21 protein-coding genes are annotated in these 21529 nt (G+C 74.2%); 14 read left to right on the forward strand and 7 right to left on the reverse strand.

Annotated features, from left to right (window positions below):
• Window positions 1–44: 44 nt before the first annotated feature.
• Window positions 45–1493, reverse strand: coding sequence for an NAD(P)H-quinone dehydrogenase (locus tag IE271_RS05075; RefSeq protein ID WP_190188929.1), 1449 nt, complete (start codon window positions 1491–1493; stop codon window positions 45–47).
• A gap of 157 nt (window positions 1494–1650) precedes the next feature.
• Here IE271_RS05075 and IE271_RS05080 point away from each other — a divergent pair, with 157 nt between their 5' ends.
• The 3 genes from IE271_RS05080 to IE271_RS05090 all read left to right on the forward strand — a co-directional run bounded on the left by IE271_RS05080 (window position 1651) and on the right by IE271_RS05090 (window position 5270).
• On the forward strand, window positions 1651–2088 hold the full coding sequence (locus IE271_RS05080; protein WP_190188930.1) for a gamma-glutamylcyclotransferase family protein: 438 nt from the start codon (window positions 1651–1653) through the stop codon (window positions 2086–2088).
• Window positions 2089–2412: 324 nt separating this feature from the next.
• Entirely contained in the window at window positions 2413–3237 is an 825-nt protein-coding gene (locus IE271_RS05085; RefSeq protein WP_190188931.1) for a purine-nucleoside phosphorylase, read from the forward strand.
• A 401-nt stretch (window positions 3238–3638) separates the two neighbouring features.
• The gene (locus IE271_RS05090; RefSeq protein ID WP_190188932.1) at window positions 3639–5270 is read left to right on the forward strand and encodes a phospho-sugar mutase; all 1632 of its coding nucleotides are present in this window, start codon (window positions 3639–3641) and stop codon (window positions 5268–5270) included.
• A gap of 202 nt (window positions 5271–5472) precedes the next feature.
• On the opposite strand, the gene IE271_RS05095 is transcribed toward IE271_RS05090, so the two are convergent.
• Complete coding sequence (locus tag IE271_RS05095; RefSeq protein ID WP_190188933.1) at window positions 5473–6111, reverse strand: PH domain-containing protein; 639 nt, start codon at window positions 6109–6111, stop codon at window positions 5473–5475.
• Window positions 6112–6237: 126 nt separating this feature from the next.
• Between IE271_RS05095 and deoC the strand changes: the two genes are divergently transcribed.
• From deoC to IE271_RS05110, 3 genes are read left to right on the forward strand one after another with little or no spacing between them, the layout of a single operon-like run.
• Window positions 6238–7227: a deoxyribose-phosphate aldolase gene (gene deoC / locus IE271_RS05100; RefSeq protein WP_190188994.1), complete on the forward strand. Its 990-nt coding sequence runs from the start codon at window positions 6238–6240 to the stop codon at window positions 7225–7227.
• 11 nt (window positions 7228–7238) lie between these two features.
• Entirely contained in the window at window positions 7239–8711 is a 1473-nt protein-coding gene (locus IE271_RS05105) for an aldehyde dehydrogenase family protein (protein WP_190188995.1), read from the forward strand.
• The gene (locus tag IE271_RS05110) at window positions 8704–9690 is read left to right on the forward strand and encodes an aldehyde dehydrogenase family protein (protein WP_229919121.1); all 987 of its coding nucleotides are present in this window, start codon (window positions 8704–8706) and stop codon (window positions 9688–9690) included. The genes IE271_RS05105 and IE271_RS05110 overlap by 8 nt, the downstream gene beginning before the upstream one ends.
• A 196-nt stretch (window positions 9691–9886) precedes the next feature.
• On the opposite strand, the gene IE271_RS05115 is transcribed toward IE271_RS05110, so the two are convergent.
• Window positions 9887–10297 (reverse strand): hypothetical protein, encoded by a 411-nt coding sequence (locus tag IE271_RS05115; protein ID WP_190188934.1) that lies wholly within the window; start codon window positions 10295–10297, stop codon window positions 9887–9889.
• A 124-nt stretch (window positions 10298–10421) separates the two neighbouring features.
• On the opposite strand from IE271_RS05115, the gene IE271_RS05120 reads away from it, so the two are divergent.
• Entirely contained in the window at window positions 10422–11102 is a 681-nt protein-coding gene (locus IE271_RS05120; protein WP_190188935.1) for a uridine kinase family protein, read from the forward strand.
• Window positions 11103–11348: 246 nt separating this feature from the next.
• On the opposite strand, the gene IE271_RS05125 is transcribed toward IE271_RS05120, so the two are convergent.
• Complete coding sequence (locus tag IE271_RS05125) at window positions 11349–12098, reverse strand: SigE family RNA polymerase sigma factor (protein ID WP_190188936.1); 750 nt, start codon at window positions 12096–12098, stop codon at window positions 11349–11351.
• A gap of 266 nt (window positions 12099–12364) precedes the next feature.
• On the opposite strand from IE271_RS05125, the gene afsQ1 reads away from it, so the two are divergent.
• The 5 genes from afsQ1 to IE271_RS05150 all read left to right on the forward strand — a co-directional run bounded on the left by afsQ1 (window position 12365) and on the right by IE271_RS05150 (window position 16446).
• The gene (afsQ1, locus tag IE271_RS05130; RefSeq protein ID WP_190188937.1) at window positions 12365–13042 is read left to right on the forward strand and encodes a two-component system response regulator AfsQ1; all 678 of its coding nucleotides are present in this window, start codon (window positions 12365–12367) and stop codon (window positions 13040–13042) included.
• A 139-nt stretch (window positions 13043–13181) separates the two neighbouring features.
• Window positions 13182–14783: a sensor histidine kinase gene (locus IE271_RS05135; RefSeq protein ID WP_190188997.1), complete on the forward strand. Its 1602-nt coding sequence runs from the start codon at window positions 13182–13184 to the stop codon at window positions 14781–14783.
• On the forward strand, window positions 14780–15496 hold the full coding sequence (locus IE271_RS05140; RefSeq protein ID WP_229919122.1) for a hypothetical protein: 717 nt from the start codon (window positions 14780–14782) through the stop codon (window positions 15494–15496). Before IE271_RS05135 ends, IE271_RS05140 begins: the two co-directional genes overlap by 4 nt.
• Window positions 15497–15598: 102 nt before the next feature.
• Entirely contained in the window at window positions 15599–16150 is a 552-nt protein-coding gene (locus IE271_RS05145; protein WP_190188938.1) for a VanZ family protein, read from the forward strand.
• A 95-nt stretch (window positions 16151–16245) separates the two neighbouring features.
• On the forward strand, window positions 16246–16446 hold the full coding sequence (locus tag IE271_RS05150) for a PspC domain-containing protein (protein ID WP_190188939.1): 201 nt from the start codon (window positions 16246–16248) through the stop codon (window positions 16444–16446).
• A 136-nt stretch (window positions 16447–16582) separates the two neighbouring features.
• On the opposite strand, the gene IE271_RS05155 is transcribed toward IE271_RS05150, so the two are convergent.
• Window positions 16583–16933: an ATP-binding protein gene (locus IE271_RS05155; protein WP_190188940.1), complete on the reverse strand. Its 351-nt coding sequence runs from the start codon at window positions 16931–16933 to the stop codon at window positions 16583–16585.
• Between the two features lie 159 nt (window positions 16934–17092).
• Window positions 17093–18208, reverse strand: coding sequence for an adenosine deaminase (locus IE271_RS05160; protein ID WP_190188941.1), 1116 nt, complete (start codon window positions 18206–18208; stop codon window positions 17093–17095).
• Window positions 18209–18339: 131 nt separating this feature from the next.
• Here IE271_RS05160 and IE271_RS05165 point away from each other — a divergent pair, with 131 nt between their 5' ends.
• On the forward strand, window positions 18340–19101 hold the full coding sequence (locus IE271_RS05165; protein WP_190188942.1) for a prolyl oligopeptidase family serine peptidase: 762 nt from the start codon (window positions 18340–18342) through the stop codon (window positions 19099–19101).
• A gap of 21 nt (window positions 19102–19122) precedes the next feature.
• Here IE271_RS05165 and IE271_RS05170 read toward each other — a convergent pair whose 3' ends face one another.
• Window positions 19123–20046: a LysR family transcriptional regulator gene (locus tag IE271_RS05170; protein ID WP_194554787.1), complete on the reverse strand. Its 924-nt coding sequence runs from the start codon at window positions 20044–20046 to the stop codon at window positions 19123–19125.
• A gap of 93 nt (window positions 20047–20139) precedes the next feature.
• Between IE271_RS05170 and IE271_RS05175 the strand changes: the two genes are divergently transcribed.
• Window positions 20140–21492, forward strand: a complete 1353-nt coding sequence (locus tag IE271_RS05175) for an MFS transporter (protein ID WP_190188944.1) — start codon at window positions 20140–20142, stop codon at window positions 21490–21492.
• Window positions 21493–21529 lie beyond the last annotated feature (37 nt).

The following is a 21529-nucleotide window of genomic DNA, read 5'->3' on the forward strand; positions in this document are numbered from 1 at the left end:
GGTGACCGAGAGTCGCCGGTCCCCCGGGGGCACCGGCGCTCCCGTCAGCTCCCGCCCTCGGTCTTCCTCGTGTGCAACTGCCGGGCCACCTCGGCGATCGAGCCGGACAGCGACGGATAGACCGTGAACGCGTTGGCGATCTGCTCGACCGTCAGATTGTTGTCGACCGCGATCGAAATCGGGTGGATCAGTTCCGAGGCGCGCGGCGCCACGACAACGCCGCCGACGACGATACCGGTGCCCGGACGGCAGAAGATCTTGACGAAGCCGTCCCGGATGCCCTGCATCTTGGCGCGCGGGTTGCGCAGCAGCGGCAGCTTCACGACCTTGGCCTCGATCTTGCCGGCGTCCACGTCGGCCTGCGAGTAGCCGACGGTGGCGATCTCGGGGTCGGTGAAGACGTTCGAGGAGACCGTCTTCAGGTTCAGCGGGGCCACCGCGTCGCCGAGGAAGTGGTACATGGCGATGCGGCCCTGCATCGCGGCGACCGAGGCGAGCGCGAAGACGCCGGTGACGTCGCCGGCCGCGTACACGCCGGGGGCCGTCGTGCGGGAGACCTTGTCGGTCCAGATGTGGCCGGACTCCCGGAGCTTGACCCCGGCCTCCTCCAGGCCCATGCCGCTGGAGTTCGGGATGGCGCCGACCGCCATCAGGCAGTGCGTGCCGGAGATGACGCGGCCGTCGGAGAGCGTGACCTCGACCCGGTCGCCCACGCGCTTGGCGGACTGCGCGCGCGAGCGGGCCATCACGTTCATGCCGCGCCGCCGGAAGACGTCCTCCAGGACCGCGGCGGCGTCCGGGTCCTCGCCCGGCAGCACGCGGTCGCGGCTGGAGACCAGCGTCACACGGGAGCCGAGCGCCTGGTACGCGCCCGCGAACTCGGCGCCGGTGACGCCGGAGCCGACGACGATGAGTTCCTCGGGCAGTTCGTCGAGGTCGTAGACCTGCGTCCAGTTGAGGATGCGCTCGCCGTCGGGCTGCGCGTCGGGCAGCTCGCGCGGGTGGCCGCCGGTGGCGATCAGCACGGCGTCGGCGGTCAGCGCCTCCTCGGTGCCGTCCGCGGCCCGCACGACCACCTTGCGGGAGCCGTCCATGGCCTGCTGGCCCTCCAGGCGGCCGCGGCCGCGCAGCACCCGGGCGCCGGCCCGGGTCACGGAGGCCGTGATGTCGTGCGACTGGGCGAGCGCGAGGCGCTTCACACGCCGGTTGACCTTGCCGAGGTCCACGCCCACGACCCGCGCGGGCGTGTCGATGTGCGGGGTGTCGTCGGCCACGATGATCCCGAGCTCCTCGTAGGAGGAGTCGAAGGTCGTCATCACCTCGGCCGTGGCGATGAGGGTCTTCGACGGCACGCAGTCGGTGAGCACCGACGCGCCGCCGAGGCCGTCGCAGTCGACGACGGTCACCTCCGCGCCGAGCTGGGCGGCCACCAGCGCCGCCTCGTATCCGCCGGGTCCGCCACCGATGATCACGATCCGAGTCACGTACTCCATTGTCCCGCACGCGCCAAGGTGCTTCTCCCCGGGGGCGGGGGCGGCGTCCGCCGGGAGGGTTCTCCCTGGCCACCGGGGACGGCACGGCTCCCACGAACGCCGTACGTCCGTTCCCGCCCCGAAGTGACACACGCCACTGCTGCCGTAGTCTCGACCCATGTCGCTCTACGCCGCGTACGCCGGCAATCTCGACGCGCGGCTGATGTCCCGCCGCGCCCCGCACTCCCCGCTGCGCGCCACCGGCTGGCTCAGCGGCTGGCGGCTGACCTTCGGCGGCGAGCACATGGGCTGGGAGGGCGCACTGGCGACCGTCGTCGAGGAACCGCTCTCGGAGGTCTTCGTCGCGCTGTACGAGCTCGCGCCGCCCGACGAGGACTCCCTGGACCGCTGGGAGGGCGTCGGCCTCGGCATGTACCGGCGCATGCGGGTGCGGGTGCAGACCCTGGAGGGCGAGGAGCCGGCCTGGCTGTACGTGCTCAACGGCTACGAGGGCGGGCTGCCCTCCGCCCGCTACCTCGGCGAGCTGGCGGACGCCGCCGAGTCGGCGGGCGCCCCCCACGACTACGTCATGGAGCTGCGCAAACGCCCCTGCTGAGCGCTACGACGGAAGACACCGTTCCGGCCATGGGCGGAACTCGCGGAAGACACCGACGCGCCACGCGCAGGGGGCACGAACCGGCCACGGACAGGGAGGCGGTCCCGGCCGCGCACGGGACATCGCCCCGGCCACGCGTGGCAACGTCGCCCCGCCCCCACGGGACGCCGGCTCGGCCGCGCGGGGGAACGTCGGCCCGGCAGCGGCCGTGTCGCTCCCCGAATCAGGTGCCACAGCGGCCCCGGAGGCCTCTCTGACAACGATGGCAACCCGTGACCTGTCTTCATCTACGCGCGTAGGCCGCGACCGGCTACCCTCGTGCGCGTGAACGCATCTCTTCTTCCGGACGACATCCAGGGCGACCCCTACGCCGCCGCCGACGCCGCCGCCTCGCGCCTGCGCGACCTCACGGGCGCCGACACCCACGACGTCGCCCTCGTGATGGGCTCCGGCTGGGCCCCGGCCGTCGACGCGCTCGGCGAGCCCGAGGCCGAGCTCCAGGTCACCGAGCTGCCCGGCTTCCCGCCGCCGGCGGTCGAGGGCCACGGCGGCAAGATCCGCTCCTACCGGATCGGCGACCGCCGCGCGCTCGTCTTCCTGGGCCGCACGCACTACTACGAGGGACGCGGTGTCGCCGCGGTCGCGCACGGCGTGCGCACCGCCGTGGCCGCCGGCTGCAAGACGATCGTGCTGACCAACGGCTGCGGCGGCCTGCGCGCGGGCATGCGCCCCGGCCAGCCGGTGCTGATCAGCGACCACATCAACCTCACGGCGACGTCCCCGATCGTCGGCGCGAACTTCGTCGACCTGACCGACCTGTACTCGCCGCGCCTGCGCGCGCTGTGCAAGGAGGTCGACCCGACCCTGGAGGAGGGCGTGTACGCCCAGTTCCCCGGGCCGCACTACGAGACGCCCGCCGAGATCCGCATGGCCCGCACCATCGGCGCCGACCTGGTCGGCATGTCCACGGTCCTGGAGGCCATCGCGGCCCGCGAGGCGGGCGCCGAGGTCCTCGGCATCTCCCTGGTCACCAATCTCGCCGCCGGCATGACGGGCGAGCCCCTCAACCACGAGGAGGTCCTGCAGGCGGGCCGCGACTCGGCGACGCGCATGGGCTCCCTGCTGGTCCAGGTGCTGAACAAGATCTGACCCGCCCGGGGGTGCGACGCCGGCCCCGGCGGACCGGCGGCCGCGTACGGCGGGAAGGGGGCGTGTCGGGGGGTGTCCGCGCGCAGCGGCCGGCGTCCGCCGCCGCCCGCCCTCCCAGGGCCGTACGGCTCCCGCCGGACCGAGCACGGACACCCCCCGGCGCGCACCCGCCCCCTCGCCGCGGCGGGCGTCCCGGCCACGACGGCACGGAACGAACGCACGACCCGACCGGCGAGGGCCCCCGAGACGCACCCGGCGGCCACCCCGGACCACGACGGCACGGAACGAACGCACGACCCGACCGGCGAGGGTCCCCGAGACGCACCCGCCTCCGACCGGGCACCCTGGAGGAGCCCGGCGGAGCGACCCACCCCGTACGAACAAGAGAGGCTGGACCCGACGTGCAGGACGAACTGATCGCGCGGGCGAAGACATGGCTCGCCGAGGACCCGGACGCGGAGACCCGCGAGGAGCTCGCCGCACTGCTCGACGCCGGTGACACCGCCGAGCTCGCCGCGCGCTTCTCCGGCACGCTCCGGTTCGGCACCGCGGGCCTGCGCGGCGAGCTGGGCGCGGGCCCGATGCGGATGAACCGGGCCGTGGTGGTCAGGGCGGCCGCCGGCCTCGCCGCGTACCTCAAGGACCGGGGGCAGGGCGACGGACTCGTCGTCATCGGGTACGACGCCCGCCACAAGTCGGCGGACTTCGCCCGCGACACCGCCGCCGTGATGACCGGCGCCGGCCTGCGCGCGGCCGTGCTCCCCCGCCCCCTCCCCACCCCCGTCCTGGCCTTCGCCGTCCGGCACCTGGGCGCGGTCGCGGGCGTCGAGGTGACCGCGAGCCACAACCCGCCGCGCGACAACGGCTACAAGGTGTACCTCGGCGACGGCTCCCAGATCGTGCCGCCGGCCGACGCGGAGATCGCCGCCCTGATCGACGCGGTCGCGAGCCTGCACGACGTCCCGCGCCCGGACTCCGGCTGGGAGGTCCTCGGCGACGACGTCCTGGAGGCCTACCTGGAGCGCACCGGCGCCGCGCTGTCGGCCGGCTCCGCGCGCACCGCCCGTACGGTCTACACCCCGATGCACGGCGTCGGCAGGGACACCCTCCTGGCGGCGTTCGCCCGCGCGGGCTTCCCCGAGCCGGTGCTGGTCGCCGAGCAGGCCGAGCCCGACCCGGACTTCCCGACGGTCGCCTTCCCCAACCCGGAGGAGCCGGGCGCGATGGACCTGGCGTTCGCCGCGGCCCGCGCGGCGGAGCCGGACCTGGTGATCGCCAACGACCCCGACGCCGACCGCTGCGCCGTGGCCGTGAAGGACGGCGGCGACTGGCGCATGCTGCGCGGTGACGAGGTGGGCGCGCTGCTCGCGGCGCATCTGGTGGACCGCGGGGCGCGCGGCACGTTCGCCGAGTCCATCGTCTCCTCCTCGCTCCTCGGCCGGATCGCCGAGAAGGCGGGCCTGCCGTACGAGGAGACGCTGACCGGCTTCAAGTGGATCGCCCGCGTCGACGGCCTGCGCTACGGCTACGAGGAGGCGCTCGGCTACTGCGTCGACCCCGAGGGCGTGCGGGACAAGGACGGCATCACGGCCGCCCTCCTCGTCACGGAGCTCGCCTCCGAGCTGAAGGAGCGGGGGCGCACGCTGCTCGACCTGCTCGACGACCTCGCCGTGGAGCACGGCCTGCACGCCACGGACCAGCTGTCGGCGCGGGTCGCGGACCTGTCCCTGATCGCGGACGCGATGCGCCGGCTGCGCGAGCAGCCCCCGGCGAGCCTCGCGGGCCTGCCGGTCACGAGGACCGAGGACCTGTCGCAGGGGACGGACACGCTGCCGCCCACCGACGGCCTGCGCTACACGCTGGACGGCGCCCGCGTCATCGTCCGCCCCAGCGGCACCGAGCCGAAGCTCAAGTGCTACCTGGAGGCCGTGGTCCCGGTCGGCTCCCCCGGGGAACTGCCGGCGGCCCGCGCCAAGGCCCGCGAGGTGCTGGAGTCCCTCAAGCGGGACGTGGCCGCGGCGGCGGGCATCTGACCAACGACCGCAGGACGGCACAGGCACGGACGGCACAGGCGCCCGCGCAAGACAGCACAGGCACGGACGGCACAGGCGCCCACGCAAGACGGCACAGGCACGGACGCCCGCGCAAGACGGCACGGACGAACGAGCGAAGGCGCCCGGCCGTCCTGACGCCGGGCGCCTGCCGGCCCACCGCGCTCCCGGTGGGCCGAGGGCCTCAGCCCACCGCCAGCAGGATCGCGAGCAGCACCGCCCCGGCCGCCGCGGGCGCCAGCACCTCGTACGCCCAGCGCACCGACACCTCGCCCCGCGAGCCCGGCGCCTGCGCCCGGGCCTCGAACAGCTCGCGCAGCTCGTCCATGACCTGGTCGGTCTGCGCGCGCACGGGCGCGTCCGGGAGCACGGGGCCGGCGCCGCCCCGCCCGGACTCGGCACGGGCCTGGCGGCGGGCGGCGCGCTTGCGGGCGCGCAGCGAGACGGGCACGGCCCACAGCTGGAACTTGGTGCCCGCCGTGTCGGTCACCTCGTTGGAGTAACCCGACCGCAGCGAGGCGACCGTGCCCCAGGGCAGCACGATCACGCGGAAGGGGTTCCGGACGCGCAGCCGGTCGTCGTCGGCGAAGACGGCGGGGCGCAGGGTGAAGGCGACGATCAGCGGAACCGACAGCAGCAGCGCGGCGAGCGCGATCCACGGCGTGCGGCCCTCGCCGGCGATCAGCGCGTCGATCCCCAGCCAGCCGAAGATCGCGAGCAGCAGGACGCCGCCGGCGATCCCGCCGGCCGAGCGGTAGATCCGGTCCTTGGACTCGGGTTCCGGGGCGTCCGGCGCGGGTGACTGGTGGTCCGGGGTCGTCATGGTCCCGATTGTGCCCGACGCCCGGCGGCCGCCACGTACATGGCCTCCCGCCCCAGGGGCCCCTCGCGTCCCGGAACGCGAGGGGGTGACAGCCGCTACGCGCGTAGATATGCTCCCCTCGTGACCATGCCCACCTCTGCACCCAACGCCGCGCACCCGCCCACCGCCCCGCGCGCGGGCGGCAGCCCCCTCGGCGACGTGACCGCGTCCGACAGCTCGCTGCGTCGCTTCCTCCACGGGCTGCCCGGCGTCGACGCGGTCGGCCTGGAGGCGCGCGCCGCCGCGCTCGGCACCCGCTCGATCAAGACCACCGCGAAGGCGTACGCGCTGGACCTCGCCATCTCCATGGTCGACCTGACGACCCTGGAGGGCGCGGACACCCCGGGCAAGGTCCGGGCGCTCGGCGCCAAGGCCGTCCACCCCGACCCGACGGACCGCACGGCGCCCACGACGGCCGCCGTCTGCGTCTACCCCGACATGGTGGCCGCCGCCAAGGAGGCCGTCGCCGGCTCCGGCGTGCTGGTCGCCTCCGTGGCCACCGCCTTCCCGGCGGGCCGCGCCGCGCTGGGGGTGAAGCTCGCCGACGTGCGCGACGCCGTCGCCGCGGGCGCCGACGAGATCGACATGGTCATCGACCGCGGCGCGTTCCTCGCGGGCCGCTACCTGAAGGTGTACGAGGAGATCGTCGCCGTGAAGGAGGCCTCGGGCGCCGCCCGGCTGAAGGTCATCTTCGAGACCGGCGAGCTGTCGACGTACGACAACATCCGGCGCGCGAGCTGGCTCGGCATGCTGGCGGGCGCCGACTTCATCAAGACCTCGACCGGCAAGGTGGGGGTGAACGCGACCCCCGCGAACACCCTGCTGATGCTGGAGGCGGTGCGGGACTTCCGGGCGCAGACCGGGGTCCAGGTCGGCGTGAAGCCCGCGGGCGGCATCCGCACCGCCAAGGACGCCTTGAAGTTCCTGGTCCTGGTCAACGAGACCGCGGGCGGGGACTGGCTGGACAACCACTGGTTCCGCTTCGGCGCGTCCTCGCTCCTGAACGATCTGCTGATGCAGCGTCAGAAGCTCGCCACCGGCCGGTACTCCGGCCCCGACTACGTGACGGTGGACTGACACCCATGAGCATGGAAAAGCCGGCATCGGCATTCGAGTACGCCCCCGCGCCCGAGTCGCGCGCGGTCGTCGACATCGCGCCGTCCTACGGTCTGTTCATCGACGGCGAGTTCACCGAGGCCGCGGACGGCCGGGTGTTCAAGACGGTCGCCCCGGCCACCGAGGAGGTGCTGTCCGAGGTCGCGCAGGCCGGTGAGGCCGACGTCGACCGCGCGGTGCGGGCCGCCCGCCGGGCCTTCGCCTCGTGGTCGGCGCTGCCGGGCTCCGAGCGCGCCAAGTACCTCTTCCGCATCGCCCGCATCGTCCAGGAGCGCAGCCGCGAGCTGGCCGTCCTGGAGACGCTGGACAACGGCAAGCCGATCAAGGAGACCCGCGACAGCGACCTGCCGCTGGTCGCCGCGCACTTCTTCTACTACGCGGGCTGGGCCGACAAGCTGGAGCACGCGGGGTTCGGCCGGAGGACGACAAACGGGCACAGTGGCGCGAGCCCGCGCCCGCTCGGCGTCGCGGGCCAGGTCATCCCCTGGAACTTCCCCCTCCTCATGCTGGCCTGGAAGATCGCCCCGGCCCTCGCGACCGGCAACACGGTCGTCCTGAAGCCCGCCGAGACGACCCCCCTCTCCGCTCTCTTCTTCGCGGACGTCTGCCGCCAGGCGGGCCTGCCCAAGGGCGTCGTGAACATCGTGCCCGGCTACGGGGACGCGGGCGCGGCGCTCGTCGCCCACCCGGACGTGGACAAGGTCGCCTTCACCGGCTCCACGGCGGTCGGCAAGGAGATCGCCCGCACGGTCGCGGGCACCCGCAAGAAGCTCACCCTCGAACTCGGCGGCAAGGGCGCGAACATCGTCTTCGACGACGCCCCGCTCGACCAGGCCGTCGAGGGCATCGTGAACGGCATCTTCTTCAACCAGGGCCAGGTCTGCTGCGCGGGCTCCCGGCTGCTGGTGCAGGAGTCGGTCCAGGACGAGCTCCTCGACGCGCTCAAGCGCAGGCTGACCACCCTGCGCCTGGGCGACCCGCTCGACAAGAACACCGACATCGGCGCGATCAACTCCGCCGAGCAGCTGGCCCGCATCACCGCGCTGGCCGAGCGCGGCGAGGCCGAGGGCGCCGAGCGCTGGTCCCCCGCCTGCGAGCTGCCGTCCACCGGCTACTGGTTCGCCCCGACGCTGTTCACGGGCGTCACGCAGGCGCACACCGTCGCCCGCGAGGAGATCTTCGGCCCGGTCCTGTCGGTGCTGACCTTCCGCACGCCCGACGAGGCGGTCGCCAAGGCGAACAACACCCCGTACGGCCTCTCCGCCGGCATCTGGTCGGAGAAGGGCTCCCGCGTCCTGGCGGTCGCGAACAGGCTGCGCGCCGGTGTCGTCTGGTCCAACACGTTCAACAAGTTCGACCCCACCTCGCCGTTCGGCGGCTACAAGGAGTCGGGCTCCGGCCGCGAGGGCGGCCGCCACGGCCTGGAGGCGTACCTCGATGTCTGACAAGCCCGAGAAGACCGGGAAGACCGGGAAGACCGCGAAGGCCGGGAAGGGCGAGCGGCCCGGAGAGCCCGAAGGCACCGCGGGCGCCGCACCGCGCCTGTCGGTCTTCAAGACATACAAGCTGTACGTCGGCGGGAAGTTCCCGCGTTCCGAGAGCGGCCGGGTGTACGAGGTGACCGACTCGCAGGGCACATGGCTGGCCAACGCGCCCCTCTCCTCCCGCAAGGACGCCCGGGACGCGGTCGTCGCCGCGCGGAAGGCGTTCGGCGGCTGGTCGGGCGCGACCGCGTACAACCGCGGGCAGGTCCTCTACCGCGTCGCCGAGATGCTGGAGGGCCGCAGGGAGCAGTTCGTCCGGGAGGTGGCGGAGGCCGAGGGCCTGTCGCAGGCCGAGGCCGCCGCCCAGGTCGACGCGGCGGTCGACCGCTGGGTCTGGTACGCGGGCTGGACCGACAAGATCGCCCAGGTCGTCGGCGGCGCCAACCCGGTCGCGGGCCCGTACTTCAACCTCTCCACCCCGGAGCCGACGGGCGTGGTGGCCGTGCTCGCGCCCCAGGAGTCGTCGTTCCTGGGCCTGGTGTCGGTGATCGCCCCGGTGATCGCCACCGGCAACACGGCGGTCGTGATCGCCTCCGAGCGGTTCCCGCTCCCGGCCCTGTCGCTCGGCGAGGTACTGGCCACCTCCGACGTGCCCGGCGGCGTCGTCAACATCCTGTCCGGCCGGACCGCCGAGATCGCCGCTCCGCTGGCCGCGCACCAGGACGTCAACGCCATCGACCTCGCGGGAGCCGACGAGGCCCTGGCGAAGGAGCTGGAGATCGCCGCCGCGGACAACCTGAAGCGCGTCCTGCGTCCACAGCCTGTGGACGACGGCGGCTGGTCCGCGACCCCGGGCACCGAGCGCCTGACCGCCTTCCTGGAGACGAAGACGGTCTGGCACACGACCGGCGCCCTGGGCGCGTCCGGCTCGTCGTACTGAGGACCCGCGCACCCGGAGCCCGGCGCCCCGCCGGGACCCGTCGCGGCCAGGACCCGTCACGGCTGGGACCCATCGCGCCGGGGACGTCCTCGCGCGCACCGAGGGGCCGTGCCTCCCGCCCGTCCGGGAAGCGCGGCCCCTCGCGCGTTCCGGCCACCCGCCCGGACGTGCGCCGTCGCGCCCCGGACGGCGGCCGTCAGCCCAGCGCCCCCGCGGCCTGTCCCACCACCGGGACGCCGCCGAGCGACTCGGCCTGGGCCAGCGGTGCCGTCAGCATGGTCGTCGACACCGGCTGGAAGTCGGCGACCTGCGTGCCGATCCCGTTGTCCAGCGGGTCGGTGCCCGTGCCGGCCAGCGGGTTGGGCTTCAGGCCCGCGACCGGGCCGGTGACGTACCCGACGGTCCCGGTCAGCGCCTTGAGTCCGGCCTCGGGGTCGATCTTCCCCAGGGAACTGGCCGAGGAGGTCTCGACGTGCGGGAGGACGGCCGCGGAGGCGGTGGCGGCGCCCGCGCCGACCGCGCCGGCCGCGGTCGTGAGCGCCAGGCCCGCGCGCACCAGCGCGCGCCGGGCGGCGGTCGGGGTCTGAGCGGACGGGTGTCGTGCCATCGGGGTGCCACCTCTGCTGCGTAAAGTAATCAATTGGACACTCAAGGTAGTTGAAGTGTGACACACGCTCCAAAGCCGACCCGCGGGGTCCACGCCGGGGCCGCATGCCTCACACTGGTGTTCCGTGAGTTCTCCTTCCCCGCTGTCCGCCCGCGTCGTACTGCTGTGCGGACCCTCCGGCTCCGGAAAGTCCCTCGTCGCCGCCCGCTCGGGTCTGCCCGTGCTGCGCCTTGACGACTTCTACAAGGAAGGGACCGACCCGACGCTGCCGCTGGTGGCGGGGAGTTCCGACATCGACTGGGACCACCCGCTGTCCTGGGACGAGGACCGCGCGGTCGCGGCCATCGCCGACCTGTGCCGCACCGGCCGTGCCCGGGTGCCGCGGTACGACCTCGCGCTGAGCGCCCGTACCGGCGAGGACACCGTCGAGACCGGATCGGCGCCGGTGTTCATCGCGGAGGGCGTGTTCGCCGCCGACGTCGTCGAGCGGTGCCGGGAGCTCGGCCTGCTCGCGGACGCCCTGTGCCTGAACCGGGGCGCGGTGCGGACGTTCCGCCGCCGGTTCCTGCGGGACCTGCGGGAGGGCCGCAAGTCGGTGCCGTTCCTGCTGCGCCGCGGCTGGCGGCTGATGCGCGCCGAGCGGTCCATCGTGGCCCGCCAGACGGCCCTGGGCGCCCGCGCCTGCGACAAGGACGAGGCCCTGGCCCGGCTCGCGTCGGCGGCCGCCGCGGCGGACCGGTCCGGGGCGGCGGTGCCGTCCCCCCGTGCGGCGGCGGCCGACGACGCCCTGCCCCTCGTGCCGTAGGGCACGCGCCGCCGGGCCACCTCACGGCGGCGCGCAAGCCCGTGCACACGGAGAAGCGGGACTGGACGGACCCCCCGGCCCTCCAGTCCCGCTCCCTTTCCCCCGTGGCACCCCCGTACCCCGTGTTCCCCCGTGACCCCCGTGGTCCCCCTCCTGTGGTGCTCCCCCGTGGTGCACCGTCCGCCGCTTCCCCCCGGAAGGGGCGGACGCCCCCGTGTTCCCCCTCCTCGCCTCCGCGGGCGCCCGTCAGGCGACGAGCTCCTCGAAGGACTCCTCCTGGTCACGGCCGAAGCTGAGGACCTCGTCCTCGCGCAGCCGGCGCAGCGAGCGCCAGATGCTGGACTTCACCGTGCCGACGCTGATGTCGAGGATCTCCGCGATCTCCGGGTCCGTGCGGCCCTCGTAGTAGCGCAGGACCAGCATGGTGCGCTGGAGTTCGGGCAGCCGGGCGAGCGCCTGCCACAGGACCGCGCGCAGTTCGGTGCCGCGCATCGCGTCCGTGTCGCCGGCCGTCTCCGGCAGCTCCTCGGTCGGGTACTCGTTCAGCTTGCGGCGGCGCCACGCGCTGATGTGCAGGTTGGTCATGGTGCGGCGGAGGTAGCCCCCGACCGCGGCCTTGTCGCTGATCCGGTCCCAGGCCCGGTAGGTCGAGAACAGCGCGCTCTGCAGCAGGTCCTCGGCCTCGAAGCGGTCCCCGGTCAGGTGGTAGGCGGTGGCGTACAGGGAGGCGCGGCGCTCCTGGACGTAGGCGGTGAACTCCGCCTCCGACACCGAGCGCTCCCCCGAGCCCTCCCCGTACGCGGCTCCCCCGTGAGCTCCCCCGTCGGGACTTCCCCCCGTGAACGCGTCAACCACCGTCATGTACGCGGTGTGCTGACGCCCGGTGCCGCGAGCGCACCCCCGCCCGCTCACGACACCGGACTTCTCCGGGCTCCGCGTGACGTCGTGGAGACGCGTGACCACTGCGCGGGTGCTGGTGCCGTGCAGCGTGTTCATGGTGCGCCCCCTTGTCGTGGAGTCCTGGCCGGCCGGTGCTTCCCGACCCGTGCCGAAAAGCTTGCCGGGGCGACTTCATGACGGTGTCCGCCGACTGTCACAGACCTGTCACAGGGCCCACCCCCGGGCGTGGCACAGCGTGTCCACAGGAACGGGCCGCGTCCCGCCCCCGGAAGCACCCGCGCGGCGGCTCCCGGGGGCGGGGAGATGCGCGGGACCCGTACAGGAGTCGAAACAGTCCCCTGGCATGGGCCAGAATGACGTCCGTGCCTTCCCTGTTGCTGATCGAGGACGACGACGCCATCCGTACGGCCCTGGAGCTGTCCCTGACACGCCAGGGACACCGGGTCGCCACCGCTGCCACCGGTGAGGACGGTCTGAAGCTGCTGCGCGAGCAGCGGCCGGACCTGATCGTGCTGGACGTGATGCTGCCGGGCATCGACGGGTTCGAGGTGTGCCGGCGCATCCGCCGCACGGACCAGCTGCCGATCATCCTGCTGACCGCGCGCAGCGACGACATCGACGTCGTGGTCGGCCTGGAGTCGGGCGCCGACGACTACGTGGTCAAGCCGGTGCAGGGCCGGGTCCTGGACGCCCGGATCCGCGCCGTGCTGCGGCGCGGCGAGCGCGAGGCGAACGACTCGGCGACCTTCGGCAGCCTGGTCATCGACCGGGCCGCGATGACGGTCACCAAGAACGGCGAGGACCTGCAGCTCACGCCGACCGAGCTGCGCCTGCTGCTGGAGCTCAGCCGCCGCCCCGGACAGGCGCTCTCCCGCCAGCAGCTGCTGCGCCTGGTGTGGGAGCACGACTACCTCGGCGACTCGCGGCTGGTCGACGCCTGCGTGCAGCGGCTGCGCGCGAAGGTGGAGGACGTACCGTCCTCGCCGACGCTGATCCGCACGGTGCGCGGCGTGGGCTACCGGCTGGACGCCCCGGCGTGAGAGAGGCGCGTACGGCCATGGGAGCGGTGGGGACGGACGGCGCGCGGGCGCGCCGCGGCACGGCGGAAGCGGACGGTCGGACGCGGTGAGCCGACCGCAGCAGGCGCGCCGCGGCTGGACCGCGGCGCGCAGAAGGATCATGTCGGGACTGCGGTTCACGAGTCTGCGGCTGCGGCTGGCCGTGGTGTTCGGCCTCGTCGCGCTGACCGCCGCGGTGTCCGCCTCGGGCATCGCGTACTGGCTCAACCGCGAGGCGGTGCTCACCCGCACCCAGGACGCGGTGCTGCGCGACTTCCAGCAGGAGATGCAGAACCGCGCGAGCGCGCTGCGGCTGCACCCGACGCAGGACGAACTGCAGCGCACGGCCGGGCAGATGGCCGACGGCGGCCAGGGCTTCAGCGTGCTGCTGGTCGCGCAGGACGAGCGGGGCGGGACCGTCGTCGGCAATTCCGACCTCGACAGCTTCTCCCTGGACGACGTGCCGCGCTCGCTGCGCGCGGCCGTCGGCAGGAAGCAGCCGCTGACGTCGACCAACAAGTCCCCCTACCACCTGTACTGGCAGCGGGTCGTCGTCGACGACACCCCGTACCTCGTGGGCGGCGCCCAGGTGATCGGCGGCGGCCCGACCGGCTACCTGCTCAAGTCCCTGGAGCCGGAGGCCAAGGACCTCAACTCGCTGGCCTGGTCGCTGGGGATCGCCACGGGCCTCGCGCTGATCGGCGCGGCGCTGCTCGCGCAGGCGGCCGCGACGACGGTCCTGAAGCCGGTGCACCGCCTGGGGGCGGCGGCCCGGCGGCTCGGCGAGGGCAAGCTGGACACCCGGCTCAGGGTGTCGGGCACGGACGAACTCGCGGACCTGTCGCGGACGTTCAACCGCGCCGCGGCGGCGCTGGAGAAGCGGGTCGCCGACATGAGCGCGCGCGACGAGGCCTCCCGGCGCTTCGTCGCGGACATGTCCCACGAGCTGCGCACCCCGCTGACCGCGATCACGGCCGTGACGGAGGTCCTGGAGGAGGAGCTCGACGCGGAGACCGGCAGCGTCGACCCGATGATCGAGCCGGCCGTACGGCTCGTCGTCAGCGAGACCCGCCGCCTGAACGACCTGGTGGAGAACCTGATGGAGGTCACCCGCTTCGACGCGGGGACCGCCCGCCTCGTCCTGGACGACGTCGACATCGCCGACCAGATCACCGCCTGCATCGACGCGCGCGCCTGGCTGGACGCGGTGGAGCTGGACGCCGAGCGCGGCATCACGGCCCGCCTGGACCCGCGCCGCCTGGACGTGATCCTGGCCAACCTGATCGGCAACGCGCTCAAGCACGGCGGCTCCCCGGTCCGCGTCGCGGTCCGCGAGGAGGACGAGGACCTGCTGATCGAGGTGCGGGACAACGGCCCCGGCATCCCCGAGGACGTCCTGCCGCACGTCTTCGACCGCTTCTACAAGGCGAGCGCCTCCCGGCCCCGCTCGGAGGGCAGCGGCCTCGGCCTGTCCATCGCCCTGGCGAACGCGCACATCCACGGCGGCGAGATCACCGCCGGCAACGCGCCCGGCGGCGGTGCGGTGTTCTGCCTGCGGCTGCCCCGGGACGCGTCCGCGCTGACGGAGGAGGCGGGGAACGGCGGGAGCGGCGGCGGTGCCGGGCCGGACCGGCCGTCGGACACGAAGGACGGGCACCGGGAGCGCGGGGACGGCGCGCCGGACGCCGAAGGCGCCGAGGGTGCCGAAGGGGAGGCACGATGACCGCACGCAGCGCACGGGGCCCGCGTACCGTGCTCACCGCACGCGGGGACCGGACCGCCCGGACGGCCTCCGGGCGCGCCGCGCAGGCCGTACGGGCGCGCGGTGCCGTGCGCCGGACGCGGGGCGCGCTGCTCGCCGTACCGCTGCTGGCCCTGGCGCTCGCGGGGTGCGGGATCCGGCCGACCGAGGTGCCGACCGACTTCGGCGCCGCGCCCTCCCGGCTGCCCTGCGCGCTCACCGGCACGGGCGTCGCCACGCAGTCCTCGGCCGGCATCCCCGTCCAGGTGTTCCTGCTGTGCTCCTCGCAGCTGGTGGCGGTGGACCGGACCGTGCGCACGGCGGCGGGCGACGCGGCGACCGAACGGGTGCGCGCCGCGCAGGCCCTGCTCGACGACCTCGCCTCGCCCCCGACGGCCGCCGAGAGGCAGGCGGGCTACACCACGGACGTCCGGCGCGGCGTGAAGGTCTCCGGACCGCGTCCGGGCGACCCGGAGGGGACGCTCCGGCTGGACGTGCCGCCCGCCGACCTCACCCCGTACGCGCTCGCCCAGGTCGTCTGCACCCTCGCCGGCTCGACGGACGACTCCGACGACGGCACGGCCGTCCTGGGAGGGCCGGGCGACGAGGCGCCGCTGCGCTACGGGTGCACCCCGGAGGTGCGGTCCCGGCCCGGCACCGAGGCACCGCCCACGACGGCGGCCGACGGCAGCTGAGCCCCGGGCGCGCTCCGGTGGTGTGGCACACGCCTCACCACCGCGGCACGCGCCCGGCGGCGACACGGAACCGATCCCGCCGGGCGCCGCGTCTTGGGGGGCGTGCAGCGTCAAGGCTCCAACGGCGGCAGGGCCGCGATCCGTTTCCGTGCGGCAGGGGGTGTCCTCCTCGTCGCGCACCTCGCGCTCGTCGCCTGGCTCACGCTGCGTCCGCTGGACGTGCCGTGGGTGGCCCCCGCGAACCTGCGTCCGTTCGCCGGCATCCGGGCGGACGTCGCGCTGGGCCCGGCGGCGGCGGTCCGGAACATCGGCGGCGGCCTGCTGCTGCTCGCCCCGCTGGGCGTCCTGCTCCCGCTGGCCGCCGGCCGGCTGACCGTCTCCCCGCTGCTGTCGCTGCTGCGGACGGTCACCGCCGGGGCCCTGCTCTCGCTGGCCATCGAACTGCTGCAGACCGGGGTGCCGGGTCAGGTCGTGGACGTCGACTCGCTGCTGCTCAACACGGTGGGCGTGGCGATCGCCCATCTCGCCGTCGTCCCCGCGGCGCGGGCCGGGCTCCGTCGCCGGGCGGAGCGTCGGCACCGGACCGGCCCCCGCCCGGAGGACGCGGCTCAGGGGCGGACCCCGACGATTCCCAGGGTCGGGATCGCCCCGTAGAGCGACGCTTTGCCCGCTTCCCGTCCGTAGCGTGGGTACCAGTACGGGGCAGACCACACGGGGGAGCCCCTGCCGTCGCTCACGAAGGAGCCGTCATGACCGCTCTTGCCCGCCCCACCAACGGCCGCATGATCGGCGGAGTGTGCGCAGCGCTGGCACGGCGCTTCGGGACCTCCGCCACCACGATGCGGGTGATCTTCCTGCTGTCCTGCCTCCTGCCGGGGCCCCAGTTCGTGCTCTACATCGCCCTGTGGGTGCTGCTGCCGTCCGAGGGCAAGGGCCGCACGGCCTGGTGACGCCGGCCGCCGGCCGCGGTGGCCGGCGGGCGCGGACCGCCTCGGCCGGACGCCCGGGGGCCGCACGCGATGGACGCGAACGCCGATGGGGCGCACCCCGGTCCGGGGTGCGCCCCATCGGGCGTGCGGGTGCGGGTCAGCCCAGCGGGATGCCGTTGACCGGCAGGCCGTGCGTGGGCAGGCCCTCCAGCGGCAGTCCGCCGAGCAGCCCGGCGACCGGCCCGGTCGGGCCCTTCTTGGCGACGCTCTCGAGGACGGGCCGGGCAGTGGTCAGACCGTTGCTCAGCACCTCCTGGCCCCGGCTCACGGCGCCCCCGGCCGGCAGCGTCTCGACGACACCGTTCACGGGCAGCGACTCGGCGACGTTGCCGAGGGCGGGGCCGGTGTCCGGGAGGGCCGGCGCCGCCTCGGCGGCACCCGCGCCCACGGCGGCGAAGGCGGCGCCGAGAGCGGCGACACCGAGGGTCTTGGCAGCAGACTGCTTCATCTTCGTCCTTGCGTGACGGGGATTCGAGCGGTGCGAAACCGTAAACACGCGCTCATGCGCCCTGCAAACATCGGACCATCGGCCGATTGGGCGCTCCAGCCATTCCGCCGTTGCGTCGACTCACTCCGCCTTCTCAGCGAAACCGCTGGTGGAAGCGGTCTACTGGAACAGCCGTTCGGACTTCAGGGCGGCGTATCCGGGCTTGACGACGTCGTTGATCATGGCCAGTCGTTCATCGAAAGGGATGAACGCTGATTTCATCGCATTGACCGTGAACCACTGGAGGTCGTCGAGCGAATAGCCGAATGCACCGACAAGATGCTCGAATTCACGGCTCATGCCGGTGCCGGACATCAGCCGGTTGTCGGTGTTCACGGTGACCCGGAAGTGCAGCCGCCGCAGCAGGCCGATGGGGTGCGAGGCGTACGAGTCGGCGGCGCCCGTCTGGAGGTTGGAGCTCGGGCACAGCTCCAGCGGTACGCGCTTGTCGCGCACGTACGAGGCGAGGCGCCCGAGCTCCACGGTGCCGTCCTCGCCGACGTGGATGTCGTCGATGATGCGCACCCCGTGGCCGAGCCGGTCGGCGCCGCACCACTGGAGGGCCTGCCAGATCGAGGGCAGCCCGAAGGCCTCGCCCGCGTGGATCGTGAATCGGTTGTTCTCCCGCTTCAGGTACTCGAAGGCGTCGAGGTGCCGGGTGGGCGGGTGGCCGGCCTCGGCGCCCGCGATGTCGAAGCCGACGACGCCCAGGTCGCGGTAGGAGTTGGCGAGTTCGGCGATCTCCAGGGCGCGGGCCGCGTGCCGCATGGCGGTGAGCAGGGCGCCCACCCGGATGCGGTGGCCGTTCCCGCGGGCGCGCCGCTCGCCCTCCCGGAAGCCCTCGTTGACGGCCTCGACGACCTCGTGGAGCGCGAGTCCGCCCTCCAGGTGCTGCTCCGGGGCGTAGCGGACCTCGGCGTACACGACGCCGTCCGCGGCGAGGTCCTCGGCGCACTCGGCGGCGACCCGGACCAGCGCCTCCCGGGTCTGCATCACGGCGCAGGTGTGCGCGAACGTCTCCAGGTACCGCTCCAGGGAGCCGGAGTCGGCGGCCTCGCGGAACCAGCGGCCGAGTTTGTCCGGATCGGTGTCGGGCAGGCCCTCGTAGCCCGTCCCGCGGGCGAGGTCGACGATCGTGCCGGGGCGCAGGCCGCCGTCGAGGTGGTCGTGCAGCAGGACCTTCGGCGCCCGGCGGATCTGGTCCTCGCTGGGGGTGTTCGGGTGCTGGCTCGTCATTTCCGCACTGTACTGCCTACGCGCGTAGAGGACGTGGGGAACGGCGAAGGACCCGCCGTGGTGATCGTCGATACCCAAAGGTGACCGCGTGGACGGGTGGCGTACACCGACGCTTCTGACACTGTTCTGTCATGGCACAGCAAGCGACGCCGGTCCGCAGGGCCCGGCTGGGACGGGCGCTCGGTCAGCAGCCGACGGCGGTGAACGGCGTGGTGCTGCTGCTGCCCGGCGGCTGCGAGGACTCCGTGCGCCGTCCGTCACCGTGGTGGGCGGCCGCCTCCGTGCGCGGCCTCGGGCGCCGCCTCGCGCGCGCGGGGCGTACGGAGGGCCTGGCCACGCACGTGGTGCACTACCACTGCCGGGGCTGGAACGGCAGCGACGCGCAGCTCGCGCGGGACGCCTCCTGGGCGGCCGACGAGGTGGTGCGCCGCTACGGCGACGTCCCCGTGTGCCTGGCCGGGGTGGACATGGGCGGCCGTGCCGCGCTGCACGCCGGCGGCCACGAAGCCGTCGAGTCCGTGCTGGCGCTGGCCCCGTGGCTGCCCGAGGAGGACGTGGCGGTGCCGCCCGAACCGGTGAAGCAGCTCGCCGGACGGCACGTGATGATCGTGCACGGCACCAACGACGAGCGCACGGACCCGGAGCTGTCGTTCCGGCTCGCGGCGCGGGCGAAGAAGGCCAACCGCGACGTCTGCCGCTTCGAGGTGCACTCCGACGGGCACGGGCTGCACCAGCACCGCTCCGAAGTCCTGGCACTGGCCGAGGACTTCGTGAGGGGCACGCTGTTCGGGCACGGCTTCTCCCGGCCCGTGCAGGACGCGTTCGCCGCGCCGCCGCCGCTGGGACTGCGGATGCCGCTGGCGGCGGGGTTCGGCAGGTCCCTGCGCCACTGAGCCGGCCGCCGCCGGGGCCGCTCAGTCCGGCAGCAGCCGGCCGCGCCGGGAGAGCAGGAACTTCTTGAAGGCCGCCACGGGCGGGGTGTCGGGGTGGCCGTCGAGCCAGGCGAGGCCGATCTCGCGCACCGCGCGCGGGGCGGTGACCGTCAGCTCGGCCACGCCCGGGCGGGGCACGGCGGGCGGCGGCAGCAGGGCGACGCCGAGGCCCGCGGCGACGAGCCCGCGCAGCGTCTCCGCCTCCTCGCCCTCGAAGGCGACGCGCGGCCTGAAGCCCGCCTCCTTGCACAGGTCGTCGGTGATGCGGCGCAGCCCGTAGCCGGGCTCCAGGGTCACGAACGCCTCGTCGGCGGCCTCGGCGAGGCGCACCCGCCGGCGCCGGGCGAGCCGGTGGTCGGCGGGCACGACCAGGCGCAGCTTCTGCTCGTCGAGGCGGCGGCCCACCAGGTCGGGGGCGTCGGGCACGGGCGAGGTCAGGCACAGGTCCAGCTCGCCCGCGCGCAGCCGCTCGATCATGGCCTCCCCGTAGTTCTGCACGAGGCTGAAGCGCACCTTCGGATGGTCGGCGCGGAAGGCGCGCAGCAGTGCGGGCACGGTCTCGGAGCCCATGGTGTGCAGGAAACCGAAGGCGACCTTGCCGGAGGCGGCGTCGGCGTCGGCGCGCACCTCGTCGGCGGCGCGCTCGACCTCGGCGAGGGCGCGCTCCACGGAGGCCAGGAAGGTCCGTCCCGCGGGCGTGAGCGCCAGGCTGCGGCCGCGGCGCGCGAACAGGTCGACGCCCAGGTCCTGTTCGAGGCGGACCAGCGCGCGCGACAGGGTGGACTGCGGGACCTGCAGCTCCCGCGCGGCCCGGGTGACGTGCTCGGTGCGGGCGACGGCGGCGAAGTGCGCGAGGCGCGGCGCCAGCATCGCGACGATGTCTTCTGTGTCACTGGACGGTGACATGCGCGCTCCTGACCTCAACTGATGCTGTACGGGAACGATTATGGCGAATCCGTGCATTGGACGGATCAGTGAGCGGGTGCCTACGTTCGGGGCATGCCTTCCGCCAGTACCGAGGCGTCCACCACCGTGGACGCCGCCGCCGTCCCCGCCGCCGACTCCCCTTCCGCACCCGGCTCCCGCGCCGCGGCCGGCGCGCCCGCCGGCCGACCGGTCCGGGAGGGCACCGGACCGGCCCCCGACGACACCCGGCTGGCCCCGGGCGACCCCGGCTACCGCCGGGTGAGCCTCGCCCTCTTCCTCGCGGGCGTCGCCACCTTCGCCCTGCTGTACTCGACCCAGGCGCTGCTGCCGCTGATCTCCCGTGACCTCGGGGCGAGCGCGAGCGCGGCGAGCTGGACGGTGTCGGCGGCGACCGGCGCGCTGGCGCTGTGCGTGCTGCCGCTGAGCGCGCTGTCGGAGCGGTTCGGACGGCGTACGGTCATGACGGCGTCGCTGGTGGTCGCGGTGGGCGTCGGCCTCCTCGTGCCGTTCGCCCCGTCGGTGGGCGCGCTGATCGCGCTGCGGGCGGTGCAGGGCGCCGCGCTGGCCGGGCTGCCGGCCTCGGCCACGGCGTTCCTCGCGGAGGAGGTCAGGCCCAAGGCGCTGGTCGCGGCGATCGGGCTGTTCGTCGCGGGCAACAGCATCGGCGGCATGAGCGGCCGCATCGTCACGGGCTGGGTCGCGCAGGAGTGGGGCTGGCGCGCGGCGGTCGGCGTGATCGGCGTGATCGCGGTGGCCTGCGCGGTGGCGTTCCGCCTGCTGCTCCCGGCGCCCCGCCACTTCACCCCCGGCACGCTGCACCCCAGGGCCCTGGCCCGTACGGTCCGCGGCCACCTCGCCGACCCGCTGCTGCGCCGGCTGTACGCGATCGGCGGGCTGTTCATGTCCGTCTTCGGCGGCGTCTACACGGTGATCGGCTACCGGCTCACGGACGCGCCGTTCTCGCTGCCGCAGGGCGTCATCGGCTCGATCTTCCTGGTCTACCTGGTCGGCACGGTCTCGTCGGCCACCGCGGGGAAGCTCGTGGACCGCCTGGGGCGGCGCGGCGCGCTGTACCTGGCGGCCGCCACCACGACGGCCGGCCTGCTGGTCTCCCTGGCGGACTCGCTGGTCACGGTCCTGCTCGGCCTGGTGCTGATCACCGCGGGCTTCTTCGCGGGGCACTCGGTGGCCTCCTCCTCGGTCAGCCACACCGCCAAGAGGGGCCGGGCCCAGGCGTCGGCGCTCTACCAGTCGGCGTACTACCTGGGCTCCAGCGCGGGCAGCGCGCTCGGCGCGGTCGCCTTCCACGCGGTCGGCTGGTCCGGCACGGTGGGCCTGGGGCTGCTGGCCGTGGCGGGCGTCGCCGTCATCACCCTCGCCGGCACCCGGGCGGCTCGCGCCGAACGCCTCACCACCACTGCCTGACCTGCCCCTTCACCCACTCCGCGGACCGTTGTCAGTG

The organism is Streptomyces minutiscleroticus (assembly GCF_014650875.1).
Classification (GTDB): domain Bacteria; phylum Actinomycetota; class Actinomycetes; order Streptomycetales; family Streptomycetaceae; genus Streptomyces; species Streptomyces minutiscleroticus.